A 13,521-nucleotide genomic window follows, 5' to 3' on the forward strand; every position below is an offset into this window, starting at 1 on the left:
AGGATAAGCATACCATGTATTTGAACGCCTTGCCAAATACATTATGTAATTTCAAATTAAGAAAAAGTTCTCCTATGCGTACCATCGAACGATTCATAGGAGAACTCTTTTATAGGTTACTCGTAGTAATATTTAACTTTATCATTTGAATTGAATAAACGCATTTTTTCTTCAACGACCTTACCACAGGCTTCCATACACTCTGGATAAATTTCCAATGGTTCACGATAACCAGGATTTTTTTCTAAAATCTCACGACATTTTGTATAGAATGCAACTTTAATATCACTAGAGATATTAATTTTACAAATTCCGTTCTCTACAGCAGAAGCAATTTCTTCATCTTTATTGCTTGAACCGCCATGAAGTACCAAAGGCACTTTTATCTCTTTTGTGATATCTTTTAGAATATCGATACGTAATTTAGGCTTCATATCTTTAGGATAAATTCCATGCGCCGTTCCAATCGCAACTGCAAATGTGTCAATTCCAGTATCTTCGATAAAAGCTTTTGCTTCTTCTGGTTTTGTATAAATAATACCTTCAGTTCCCCCTTCGATAGAGTTTCCTGTAGTTCCAATCGTACCAAGTTCAGACTCTACTGAAACATTTGCGATATGAGCAGATTCAACTACTTTTTTAGTAATAGCAACGTTTTCTTCATATGGCAAACGAGAAGCATCGATCATAACAGAAGTCATTCCTGCTTGAATAGCACGTACTACTGTTTCATATGTATCACCATGATCTAAGTGGATACAAACTGGCACATCTGTATGTGCTGCCTCATAAATCATAGCTTGAATTTGTGCATTACCAACGAAATTAAATTCATCTGGACTCATTTCTAAAATAACTGGTGATTTACACTCTTTCACCTTTTTCATTACGGCCTTTAATAACTGATCAGATCCTATATTGAATGCTGGTACAGCAAAGTGATGCTTTTGTGCTACTTCTAGTAAATCCTTCATATTCATTAACATGTTCATGTTCTCCTTTTATTTATAACGATTTCCCTGCAGATTTTGATAGTTCAATATAACGTTTTATTTCTTCACGACTATCTATTTCCACTTGATGCATCATAACCCAATAGTTGATATCTGGATTATCCTTTAAATGTTTTTTTATACTTCTTACATTGGCATTCATAAAATCACAACCTATATTGATTTTATTGATGCCATATGCAACGCATTTTCGAATATTATCATCTCCAGAACCACTTCCACCATGTAATACCAATGGCATATTTGTGAGAGACTTTATTTCTTTCAACCGCTCGAAATCAAACTCTGGTACATATCCTTCAGGGTAATTTCCATGAGAGGAGCCGAAGGAAATCGCCAATGCGTCTATTCCTGTTTCTAATGCAAAACGTAATGCTTGTTGGGGATCACTTTTCATTTGCTCGTTTGTATAGTTGCCACCTTCGCTACCACCCATACACCCTATTTCTCCTTCTACAGATGCATCAAACTGCTTCGCAAATTCTACGATTTCCTTTGTCATTTTGATATTGCCTTCCAAATCAAAACGAGAGGCATCCACCATTACACTAGAATAACCATCATGTAACGCTTTCTTTAGTAAACCAATTTCTTCTCCATGATCAAAGTTCAACGCAACTTCCACACTAGCACGATTGGCCAACATCTTAACAATCGGTGCAATCAGTTCACTATCACAATGATTTACCATATGTTCTTGTACGATATTGACAATGATAGGAGCACGCAATTCTTGTGCTGCATCTATCACTGCCCTTGCTGTTTCCATATTGAAACAATTGATTGCTAGTACTGCATAATTTCCTTCATGACCCCTTGTTAGCATACCTTTCATTGATACATACATGTATTCAGTTCCTTCTTTCCCAATTTATATAATGATTATTTAAAACTTAAACCAGATAGGTCCATTTCTTCTTCTACTTCTTCCACAGGTTCATCATCTTTATCTGTTTTTCTTTTCTTAATCAAAACCAACATAACTGCAGTGACACATGTTCCTGCAAGTAAAGCAATTACAGCAGATAATGGAGCAGTCATAGCAGGGATTACGAAGACTCCACCACTTGGTACAGAGCTTCCTACATTCAACATAAAGCTTACAGCACCTGTAACTCCACACCCTGTAGCTGTACAAATAACCGTACGGATAAGGTCATTCATCGCAATTGGAATAACACCTTCTGAAATCATACATAATCCCATTGGGAATGCGACTTTGATATTTTCTACTTCCGTTTTTGTATAGATTTTCTTTTTCATAAACATAGATAGTACCAATGATAGTGTGATGCCTAGTGGAGGAACCATTGCGGCTAAAACTTTAATTGCTTCTGGCTCTAAAATCCCTTCTAATAACAATCCATCACAAATTAAGTTTGGCACCTTACTAATTGGTCCACCAAAATCTAGACACCCTAACGCTCCAATAATAAACCCATATAAACCTTTTGAAGAACTATCTAATCCAGTAATAAAGTTTGTAAGTCCATCTGTTAACCAAACAATTGGTGTACCTACTACAAAGAACATCAATAATCCTGCAACGATTGCGGACAATGTTGGAATAATCATCATAGGCATCAATGCTTCTGCCCAGTGAGGAACCTTTAATGTTTTTCTTAACCATAGAGCAATATAACCAACGATATAACCACCAATCATTCCTCCAAGGAAACCAGCACCTAAGAAGGAAGCAATCTGTCCCATCAAGAACCCTGGCGCAATACCTGGACGATCTGCGATAGAATATGAAATATATCCTGCGATAAAGGATGGTAACAATCCCATACCCATAACCCCTAATGAAGTTAATGCACTAGGAATTGTCATATTGTCTAATGAGGTAAGGTTTTCTCCACCCATTAGATTTCCAACTGCTATTAATAAGCCTGATGCCACTACCAATGGCAACATATAAGAAATTGCGGTTAATGCATGACGTTTTAATTCTGCCCCTATTTTCATCTTTTTCATAAACTTATTCTCCTATTTTTCAAGTTCACTTTCTATTTTTTGTAATAATTGTTTTGGTGCTTTTACACAAACATTTGTTGGTACCTGAATTATTTTTTTATCTTTGAATCGCTCTGTGCCAGTAATCGCAATATCGATCGCAAAAATCACGACATCTGCTTGTTTAATCTGTTCAGCACTCAATTCATCTTCTGTTCCGATGGTACCTTGTGTCTCCACATGGATGCTATGACCTAGAGCTTGTGCTGCACGAATTAGCTTTTCTTTCGCTATATACGTATGCGCAATTCCTGAGGTACACGCTGCTACTGCAACAATCTTCATACTATGTCTCCTTTCTCTTCATCTATCTATATTGTAGAGGAAGATCATTCCTTCTACGGATTAATAATGGGCTTTTTAAAACGGCACTTTTTAATTCCTACATTAATATAATGGGAAGATAAATATGGTATTTTTTAAATGAATACTTTTTTCAGTTCTTCTATCGTAGTAACCTTTAACAATTCTTCAACTGCTTCATCATTTCCTAAACGCCTTGCAATATCTGCTAACAACAACATATGATTTCTTGCGTACTCATGGTCATTTGATACGGCAAATAAGAACACTAGACGAACTCCTTTTTCATCCAAGGTTTCCCATTCTATTTCGTTCTCTAATTTTGCTATCGCAATTCCTACTTGTGTTACAGAATCACTTTTCCCATGCGGTATTGCGATATAATTACCAATACCAGTCAAGCCCTCGCTTTCTCTTTGATAAATATCTTTTTTAAACTCTTCGATATCACCAATGTATCCAGCCTCTTTTAATTTTGTTGCTAAATACGTCAATACTTCTTCTTTGTTTTTAGCCTGTGCATGTAAATCAATAATTCTTTCATCTAATACATCTATGACTTGCATATATTTTTCCTCCTGCTACTGTATCAAATAACGATACAGTTCAATGTTTGATGTTTTACTACGAATGATTTTTACTTTTTCATCTGTTTCAATTAACGCAATATACTGCTTATAAAATGTTTGAATACGTTTTATTTCTTCATGTGTTCCCATCTTAAATCCTAATAAGAAAACAACATCTACTTTTTCATCGTCATCCCATAAAATCGGTTCATTAAGTATCGCAATAGCGACATGGTTTTCATTTACTTCTCCCATTGCACCATGTGGTAAAGCAACTTGATTGCCAATACTTGTTGTTGTCGCTTTTTCTCGTTCCATAACGGAATCATAAAATCTTGCAGTTACATATCCTTTTGACTCCATACGCTCACACATGTATTGAAGCACTTCATCTTTAGATGCAAAAGATTGATGCATGAAAATAAGTTCAGGCGAGAATAATTGGAAACAAATCGGTGCGAATGGATTCTTATCTTCACTTTTTCCTAAGTTCAAATGATCCATGAAATTGCGTAGAGTTTGAATACCTCCTTCGCTTAATAAATTTGGAATTACAACGATTCGTTTATCTTTTTCAATAAGTGGTATAGATGTAATTATGATATCTGCCTCTATATGTTCATATAGTTTAAAATCATGATGGCTTATGACATCTAGCTTTTCAATCTCTGGAACCATTTTATGAATACGTTCACTCAATAGTTGAGCGTGTCCTAAATTCGATTCTGCTAATAATACGGCCTTATAATTGTGATCTCTTCTTTCGAGGGAAGATTGAATATAAAGTACGATATATCCTAATTCATCTTCTGTAATCTGTAAGCCAAAATATTTCTCAAACATGATGGATATCGACCATGCTGCACGGAATACATTTTTATATTCATTCTTAATAAAATTCACCAAAGAATTTGATTGTGGTGATCCATAACGAAGACGGAAGATCGTAGGTCTTAAATGAAAGATTAGACTTTCCCTTAACTTTCTATCTTTCGTTAGATCAACTTCAAGAATGTGTCCTAAATTCAAGAGCATTTCATCTATAAAATCTAATATCTTTTGATCATATTTTGAGATATTAGATATTACATCATCGCTGTTATCTACTCCTATAAATTTTGAACATAAAATTTGTGTCGCAAGAAACAAAACATCTTCATTTGAAAATATTACGTGTAACTTATCATGTAACTTCTTAAAAATAGCAATGGTAAATGGATATTCATTATATCGTTCTAGAATTTCCTGGTCTTCCTTATTGATTCGCGCTGGAATACTGAAATCCTTGCGTTGATACGCCAGACAACAATAAATCAATATCTCATAGAATGAGGTATCCGTAAAACGATAATTCCATTCATTCTCTGTTTCTATAATCGCTTTTTTAATAAGGTCTATATCGATATTGGAGAAAAAATACTGTGTATTTTTTCTTGTATCCTCCATATTCCCATTTGCCATCATATAATCCTTTAAGGCGATGCGATAATTTGTTTCTTCACACCCCAATGCATATCCACGATTGCGTTCATTGATAATTTGCACATGATAAGGCTTCAACCATTCTTCGCAATCTTTAATAACTTTCAAAACGGTGGGTGTACTTAAATAAAGATCATCTGCCATATTTTGTGTAGTAATGCTTTCTCTTGGCATTAACTTAAACATGATACGAAGAGCTTCTCTAGTTCTCTCTGTACTGTTATAGCCAATATTTACATGTTCACTTTGGTGAATGATATGTAGTATCTTTTCTTTTTGTTGTTCATCAACTTTCAGTTTAAGACCGATACGAGGTTTCTTTTCAATTGAACCCAAATCATTTTCTAGAAGATATTGTTGAATATGTTCGAGTTTATTACGAGTTGCTTTTTCAGATAATGATATCATTTGTGCAATCTCACTCGTCGCAACAATTTCTCGTTCAAGAAGAATTTTTAAAATAATCCTAATGTAATAATTTTCTTTTGTAGACTTCATTTAGTTCTCCTTACTCCCCACTCATATATTGTTTTTGATATTCATACATTCCTCCTTTTACAGTTCAAGTGTACCATATGATAAATCTTCCCTTGTTAAAATTAAGGGAAGATAAATAAGGTATTTTTTATACATATAATATTGTTAATTACTAAAATATTATAAAAATTAATATAGACATATAATTTATATCAATTATGGACAATATATAACAATATATATAAAATTATGCGAAACTGTATAAAAATTAGACAAATGTGCTATAATTACAATATAGAATACGAGGAGGTATTATAATGACATTAAAATCAGAGAATGTGTTTAAACCAGGTGCATATCCTGAGTATACATATGTATCTAGAAATTACCAAGATACTGGAATATCTTATGAATTACGCTTACAACAAGCGTTAAGAACCTCAGGTTGTTTGACTTCATTAATTGGTCCTTCTAAAATGGGAAAAACAATATTATGCGAAAAGGTCATTGGATTTGATAATATCGTTGAAGTATCAGGAGCCGATTTCAATGGAGAAACAGATTTTTGGTCAGTAGTTGCTGCTAAGGTTGGAATTCCTTATGCAGGTGAAATTACCAAAGAAAGAGAAACTCTACTAGAACAACATCAAGAAAAAGATAGTGTAAACGAAAAGTATATGCTTACAAAAGATAAAATTATTCAACATTATAAAGAAAAAGGGAAAGTTTTAGTTATCGATGATTTTCACTATGCTACTCATGATATGCAAATAAAGATAGCTCATCAATTGAAAGACGCAATACGTAGAGAAATGAAAGTGGTCGTGGTCTCCCTTCCTCATAGATCAGATGATGCAATACGGCAAAATGCAGATTTATCTGGAAGATTAAGTCTAATCAATATTGAAACATGGAAAAAAGAAGATTTAAAAGAAATTGCAATTATGGGCTTTGCGAAACTCAATTATAATATCACTGATGAAGTAGCAGAAAAATTAGCAGTCGAGTGTTTAACTTCTCCACAGTTAATGCAATATATATGTCTTAGCATTTGTACATTACTTGAAGCAAATTCAGAAAATTCTGTGCAATCTAAAATATTGGAAAAGGCATATAAATTTACAACTATAAATCTAAATTATCATGACGTTACAAATGTCATGTTAAAAGGACCCAATCCACGTGGTAAAAAAAGAAATTTATATAAAACAAGAGATGGAAGAGAGCTTGATTTATATGGGCTAATAGTAGGGGCAATTGCTAAAAATCCGCCGAATATGGAATTAGATTTCGAAATGGTTCTTGACAGAATCAATGGTCTTATTACAGAAAAAAAAGATATCCCTGATAAACAATCTGTTAAAAATCATTTAAATAATTTGCATGGTTTGATAAGTGGTAAAGAAGAAATATATAGAGCTATCGAATGGAAAGATGGCAAGTTATATATTGTAGACCCTCTATTTTTGTTTTTCTTGAGATGGGGTATGAAAAATGAATAATACAGTGGATAAATATATCAAAGAATTAGCAATGATTGATACTATTAGTGAATATGATGAATATGTTTTGAGCTTACCCGAATTTTTGATAAAAGATAATTTTGATTTATCACTAGTTCACGCTGTAAAGGAAAAAGGAAAATATATAAAAAATAAATTTTCTGATGAATCTACATTGGAAAATATGCGTAGTGCAAAAGAACGTATAATTGATCATTTAAAACTGTATAATACTAATCAATGCATATTTTTAGGAAACTCTCCCCAAGCTTTCTTAAAACAATATTTAAACGAGTTTCATTTATTCTTCAAATTATTGAAAGAAATTGAACCTGATAAAAGAGCATCTCTTACATCCTCTAAGTTGCAAGAATTAAAAATTAAAAACGAATATGATTTGCAGCATATCCTTTATGCTACTCTAAAGCCTATTTTTAAAGATGCAAGAAAGGAAGTGAGTGAAGACTCAGGTGTAGCTACCATTAGGAGTGATATTAAGTTGCCTGAAATGGATGGCATTATTGAAATGAAATGTACTCGAGAGAACATGTCCTATAAAAAACTTATTGAAGAAATAGAAGCTGATATCGTTCATTATAGGACGAGTTTTATATACTTTTACATCTATGATAAAGAGAGAAAAATAAAGGATTCCTATACCTTTTTAAAAAACTTTAATCGAGATTTTGATGGAAAGCATATATGTACCATTGTGTATCAACCATAAACCTATAAGAAAGAATATCTTCACTATGAAATTAATAAAAGCAATGAACATCGCGCACAAAATATGCTGAGTTCATTGCTTTTATAATGCATTCCTATTTTTCTAGCAATCGAAATACTTGTTCTGCTGTTTTGGATAAATTACGATATGCATTATCTGTGCACATAGCATCTTCCAATGTACATGGTCCACTTTGTATACAAAAGAAAGCATCAATTCCTTGCGTATTGCAAAGATCTGCATCACTGGATACATTTCCCGCAAATGCAATAACTGGTTTATGGAACATCTTAGCCAATTTCGCAATTCCTGTAGGAGCCTTTCCCATCACACTTTGTGCATCCAAACAACCCTCTCCAGTTACTACATAATCACTGTTTTTAATGGAATCTCGGATATGTTGCTTCTCCATAATCAATTGTATTCCAGATATCAAATCTGCCTTTAGGAAGGATAAAAAAGCAAACCCTAAACCTCCAGCAGCACCACTTCCTTGCGTTTTTGAATCTCCACCAACAATTGTCTGTGAAACGATATCACCATAAGATTTCATCCATGTATCCATTTCTATGACCATGTCTTTATCTGCACCTTTTTGTGGTCCAAAGATTGCACTGCATCCATTAATTCCTACCAAAGGATTTTTCACATCACATGCTATTTTAAACTCGCATTCTTTCAATCGGTCATCCGCTTTTTCTATTTGAATACGGTGTAATTGAGATAACCCAATCGCCCCCAATGGAATATCTTTCCCTTGCGCATCCAACAACTCATACCCTAGTGCTTGTAGCATGCCACTACCACCATCATTACTTCCACTTCCACCGATTCCAATTACAAAGCTTCGACATCCTTGATCTAACGCATCCAATATCATCTGTCCAAGACCATACGTCGTCGCATATAATACCTCTTTTTTTGCTTTATCGATACGATCAATACCGCACATACTCGCCATTTCCATGATCGCCATCTGTGGATTCTCTTGTAGCATATAAGATGTACTGATATCCCTATTCATCGCATCTTTTACTTCTACAAATCGCTTAACGCCTTCCCTATAAGACATATAGCTTTCTACAAAGCCTTCGCCACCATCAGATAATGGATAAATCACTACCTCTGCATTGGAACACTTCTCAATACCTTCTTTGATCGCATTTCCTGCCTGCATGGATGATAAGCTTCCTTTGAAGGAATCCACAGAAACAACAACTTTCATACCTCACCTCTTAGATACAATTGTATCTTCACTCTATCCTAATAAAATTATAAGGTATTGCCTTGTAGTAGCCTAGGTTACAGAAAACACATATCAACACATCTATTTGTGTTAGATAACATCATATAAAAGCACAACCTAACAGATTGCGCTCTTATATGATTATATTTTTGTTTCTAGAAACCGATAGAAATGAATCGCCATTACAAACAGAGGGATATCACTTAATGAACGTGGATCATATCCAGTTCGATCTTTTATTTTATTCAATCTATTCTGTAAGGTGTTCTTGTGTAGATACATCTCTTGACTCGCTTGTTGAATAGAACCATTCCATCGATAATAACATTCAAGTAACGGAATAATATCTGCTAGTTCACTTTTCTCATAGTCTCTAAATACCTTTTGAATAAATTCCTTCTTCGTAGTGGATGCGATTTCTTCCATGAAGATATCCATTGAAATATCTTTATAGAAATATATTGTTTTCTCTTGTGCAATGCCTGCTCGTAAAGCTCTTTTCGCTTGTTTATATTGTTCATATACAAGTTTTTGTTTGTTGTTTTTTTGATCAATTCCTACATAGATTTCACATCCTAATTTATCCTGTATTTCCATATGTAACATTTGAATCCATGCTTCTACTTCTTTATCGCTACATTCATGTACACCAATTAAATAGGAAGATGACATTCTTAAGAAAAAGGCATCATGATCACCATATAATTTCTGTTGTAGGATTTGTTCCAGTACTTGCATCTGTTCTTCAAAGAGTGGATGACTTGGTTTCATTTGTAAGAATCTACGTTTGCATCGTATGTTAATACCAATTAAGAGACCTCTTTCATAGAGTTCTTTTTCTTGTACAGAGGATTGTGAATGTATCCATTCATACAGATAGCTATTCATTTGATAGGTTTTACGCATTTGTTCACTTTTTAATAGATCATCCATAACGAGGATTTCTGTCATACGCTTGATAATCTGTGCATAGGGACGTATCTTTTCATATTCACCTGTTATCCCAATGACACCTACGATTTCATTGCGTACAACGATAGGAAGATTGGTCCCTGGTTTTCCTCCATCGTATTCGTTATCTTGTGTTACGGGTAGTTCTTCTAGGTGGTGTTCCACCAGATAACGCGCACCCGTATGAATCTCATGGATGCGCAATGTATCACTGCTTGCGATAATCAAACCATCATGGTTCATGATGTTGATTTTATAAGGAATTACCTTATTTATTTCTGAAATGATCTGTGCTGCCATCTGTTTTGAAATATTCATGGACATCTTCTCCTATATGATATAAATCTTAGAAACTATACATATAAAATCTTATTTTAAATATTTCCTTTTTTTTACTGTTATTATTTGTGAAAAGTTGTATAAAACACCATTTCCATATATAATGTATTTATATAATACTCTACTTTTATATACATAAACATCTAAAGAAAAGGGGGCTTACATAAAATGAGCTGCTTATTAAGAATTAGGGAAAGTTACACAACATTAAGCAAGAATGAGAAAAAAATAGCGGATTACATCTTCGAGAATAATCTTGATGTATATGATTTGGCTGTAAAGGATTTAGCAGAACTTTCTGGAACAACGCCATCTTGTATTATGCGATTCACCAAGAAAATAGGGTACGAAAGTTATACACAATTTCGTATTGATCTTGCAAAGGAATCTGAAACAGATTTTTTAGATTCTGATCAATTAATCGATGATATTAGTAAATATGATGCGCTACCAGATATGATATCTACTATGCGTAATTTTTATATCAATACTATCAATAAAACATTTGAATATTTAGATTTAAAGAAATTAGAAAAAGCAATTCAAATATTAACAAGTGCTAAAAAAATCTGTATTGTTGGAGAAGGAACTTCCTTGCTAGTTGGACAAGATTTATGTCATAAGTTTATCATTGTGGGACTGGACTCATGTTGTTATGACGATGCGCATACACAATTAACACAAGTGAACAACTTAACTCCAGAGGATTGTATTATTTCAATCACTTATTCTGGTTTGACTGAACTTGCTACATTGGCATTGAAAAGAGCAAATCAATTAAATGTTCCTTCCATTTCAATATCTCAAAATGCAAATTCATACCTTACAAAAAAATCAACGGTTCCTCTCTTTGTACCAGCGTTGGAAAACGAAAGAAAGATCGGCTCATTGGCATCCAGAACTTCCTGTACCATCATCACCGATCTACTTTATCTAGGTACTATTCAGGGTGACATTGAACAAATCAAAACCCGTGTAATACAAGCTAGAAAACTCTTAAAAGAATTGAAAAAGCAATAGTCTTAAATGCTGTAGGTTGATTGGTTTATTGTAAACCATAAGCTTGCAGCATTTTTATGATTTTTTCATCTTCTTTTCTGTCTAATTCTTTCACAGGTAGGCGCGCTGGTCCTACAGAGATGCCAAGCAATTCTACAGCTCTTTTCATAACAGATGGAACTGTTCCTAATGTAATTACATTACGGATATGTTCTATATCTGCCTGTTTTTCATCCGCTGCTTTATCATTACCGTTCATCAAGTCTTGATATAAACCAACAACATGATCCGTGATTACATTACTTGTTCCCGCAATTGCCCCAACTGCCCCTAAACGAATTGCTGGAGCAATCTTTGAATCTGAACCAACAAGTACAACGGTATCACTACCTTGTACTGCATCAACATAATCTTTTAAATTTTGCATGTCGCCAGAACTATCTTTGATCGCTTTTATATTCTCAATCTTAGCTAGTTTTGCAACTGTTTCTTTCGATAGGTTAATCTTAGTAGATTTTGGAATATTATACAAAACAATCGGTAATGATGTAGATTCTGCAATTTTTTTATAATGATCCACGAGTTCTTCTTGGGTAGGCGAGATAAAGAATGGTGTGATAACAGATAGTGCATCCGCGCCGGCCATTTCAACTTCTTTAGATAATCTTATGACCTCTTGCGTGCTATTTCCTCCTGTTCCAACATATACAGGAACACGATGATTAACAATTTCTACTGTCTTTTTTGTAAATTCAACTGTTTCTTCATGGCTTACAACATGAAATTCACCATTACTTCCAAGTATGAAGATACCATTGACCCCTTTTTCAATCAACTGATCAATTAAGGTTTTTAATGCTTCATAATTTATTGTTTGATCATCATCTCTATGAAATGGAGTGACAATCGGAGTTATAATTCCTTCTATTTTCATTTTAGTTTCCTCCTAATTTACTCTGTTTATAATGTTGTTATCTAAGAATGATTTAATATTTTCAAAAGTCATTTCCATAATTCTTGAACGAGCTTCTAAAGATCCCCAAGACATGTGTGGTGTGATAATACAGTTTCTAGCAGTTAATAAAGGATTATCCTTATGAATTGGCTCACTTGTTACAACATCTACTGCTGCAGCATAAATATCACCTTCATTTAATGCTTTAGCCAAATCTGATTCGTTGATAAGTGGCCCTCTGGCATTATTTATGATAATGGCATGTTTTTTCATCAATGAAATGGATTCTTTATTGATCATTTCTCTATTGCTTTCATTTAAAGAACAATGCAATACGACAACATCACTATGTTTGCATAGTTCATCAAAAGATACATATGCTACATCTTTTAAATCCAAATTGGGATATGCATCATATGCAACAACTCTCATACCTAATGCGCGAGCAATAGTTCCCGTAGTTTGTCCAATTCTTCCATACCCAATAATACCCATAGTTTTATTTTGCAATTCCATAAGTGGCTTTTCCCAGAAACACCAATCTGGACAATTCTCCCAAGCACCTTCATGGACTGCTTGATTATGATGTCCGATGTGATTACATACTTCTAGTAATAAAGATATTGCGAATTGTGCTACGGAATACGGCCCATATGCTGGTACATTACATACTGGTATTCCTCTTTTTTGGGCTTCTTTTATATCCACAACATCATATCCTGTTGCTAAAACACTAATACATTTTATATTCGTACACTCCTCAAAGACATTCTTGTCAATTGGAGTTTTATTGACGATGACGATTTCTGCATCTCCAATACGAGATACACGTTCCTTCAAAGGAGTACGATCGTATACCGTTAGTTCGCCTAATGATTTCAGTTTATCCCAGCTTAGATCACCAGGGTTTTCAGTATAACCATCCAATACAACGATTTTCAT

Annotated in this window: 13 protein-coding genes; 3 read left to right on the plus strand and 10 right to left on the minus strand. The window is 33.8% G+C overall.

Features of this window, described 5'->3' with window-relative positions; all coding sequences use genetic code 11:
* Positions 1–116 precede the first annotated feature (116 nt).
* From ACWG0P_RS02670 to ACWG0P_RS02695, 6 genes are all read right to left on the minus strand, one after another.
* Positions 117–986 (minus strand): ketose-bisphosphate aldolase, encoded by an 870-nt coding sequence (locus ACWG0P_RS02670; RefSeq protein ID WP_455800371.1) that lies wholly within the window; start codon positions 984–986, stop codon positions 117–119.
* 19 nt (positions 987–1,005) lie between these two features.
* On the minus strand, positions 1,006–1,860 hold the full coding sequence (locus ACWG0P_RS02675; RefSeq protein WP_455800372.1) for a class II fructose-bisphosphate aldolase: 855 nt from the start codon (positions 1,858–1,860) through the stop codon (positions 1,006–1,008).
* 35 nt (positions 1,861–1,895) lie between these two features.
* The gene (locus ACWG0P_RS02680; protein ID WP_455800373.1) at positions 1,896–2,990 is read right to left on the minus strand and encodes a PTS fructose transporter subunit IIC; all 1,095 of its coding nucleotides are present in this window, start codon (positions 2,988–2,990) and stop codon (positions 1,896–1,898) included.
* Between the two features lie 12 nt (positions 2,991–3,002).
* Positions 3,003–3,314 (minus strand): PTS fructose transporter subunit IIB, encoded by a 312-nt coding sequence (locus ACWG0P_RS02685; protein ID WP_455800374.1) that lies wholly within the window; start codon positions 3,312–3,314, stop codon positions 3,003–3,005.
* A gap of 134 nt (positions 3,315–3,448) precedes the next feature.
* Complete coding sequence (locus ACWG0P_RS02690; RefSeq protein WP_455800375.1) at positions 3,449–3,898, minus strand: fructose PTS transporter subunit IIA; 450 nt, start codon at positions 3,896–3,898, stop codon at positions 3,449–3,451.
* Between the two features lie 15 nt (positions 3,899–3,913).
* Positions 3,914–5,881 (minus strand): BglG family transcription antiterminator, encoded by a 1,968-nt coding sequence (locus ACWG0P_RS02695; protein ID WP_455800376.1) that lies wholly within the window; start codon positions 5,879–5,881, stop codon positions 3,914–3,916.
* Positions 5,882–6,177: 296 nt separating this feature from the next.
* On the opposite strand from ACWG0P_RS02695, the gene ACWG0P_RS02700 reads away from it, so the two are divergent.
* A complete protein-coding gene (locus tag ACWG0P_RS02700; RefSeq protein ID WP_455800377.1) occupies positions 6,178–7,362 on the plus strand; it encodes an AAA family ATPase in 1,185 nt (394 codons plus the stop codon).
* Between the two features lie 4 nt (positions 7,363–7,366).
* The gene (locus ACWG0P_RS02705; RefSeq protein ID WP_455800378.1) at positions 7,367–8,089 is read left to right on the plus strand and encodes a PD-(D/E)XK nuclease domain-containing protein; all 723 of its coding nucleotides are present in this window, start codon (positions 7,367–7,369) and stop codon (positions 8,087–8,089) included.
* 94 nt (positions 8,090–8,183) lie between these two features.
* Here ACWG0P_RS02705 and ACWG0P_RS02710 read toward each other — a convergent pair whose 3' ends face one another.
* Positions 8,184–9,314 (minus strand): glycerate kinase family protein, encoded by a 1,131-nt coding sequence (locus tag ACWG0P_RS02710; protein ID WP_455800379.1) that lies wholly within the window; start codon positions 9,312–9,314, stop codon positions 8,184–8,186.
* Positions 9,315–9,476: 162 nt separating this feature from the next.
* Complete coding sequence (locus ACWG0P_RS02715) at positions 9,477–10,604, minus strand: CdaR family transcriptional regulator (protein ID WP_455800380.1); 1,128 nt, start codon at positions 10,602–10,604, stop codon at positions 9,477–9,479.
* Between the two features lie 189 nt (positions 10,605–10,793).
* On the opposite strand from ACWG0P_RS02715, the gene ACWG0P_RS02720 reads away from it, so the two are divergent.
* Positions 10,794–11,645 carry a MurR/RpiR family transcriptional regulator gene (locus tag ACWG0P_RS02720; protein WP_455800381.1) on the plus strand — a complete coding sequence of 284 codons (852 nt, stop codon included), beginning with the start codon at positions 10,794–10,796 and terminating at the stop codon, positions 11,643–11,645.
* Positions 11,646–11,670: 25 nt separating this feature from the next.
* Here ACWG0P_RS02720 and dapA read toward each other — a convergent pair whose 3' ends face one another.
* Both dapA and ACWG0P_RS02730 read right to left on the minus strand, forming a co-directional pair.
* A complete protein-coding gene (gene dapA / locus ACWG0P_RS02725; RefSeq protein ID WP_455800382.1) occupies positions 11,671–12,558 on the minus strand; it encodes a 4-hydroxy-tetrahydrodipicolinate synthase in 888 nt (295 codons plus the stop codon).
* 12 nt (positions 12,559–12,570) lie between these two features.
* The gene (locus ACWG0P_RS02730) at positions 12,571–13,521 is read right to left on the minus strand and encodes a D-2-hydroxyacid dehydrogenase (protein WP_455800383.1); all 951 of its coding nucleotides are present in this window, start codon (positions 13,519–13,521) and stop codon (positions 12,571–12,573) included.

It is taken from the genome of Amedibacillus sp. YH-ame6 (assembly GCF_053848845.1).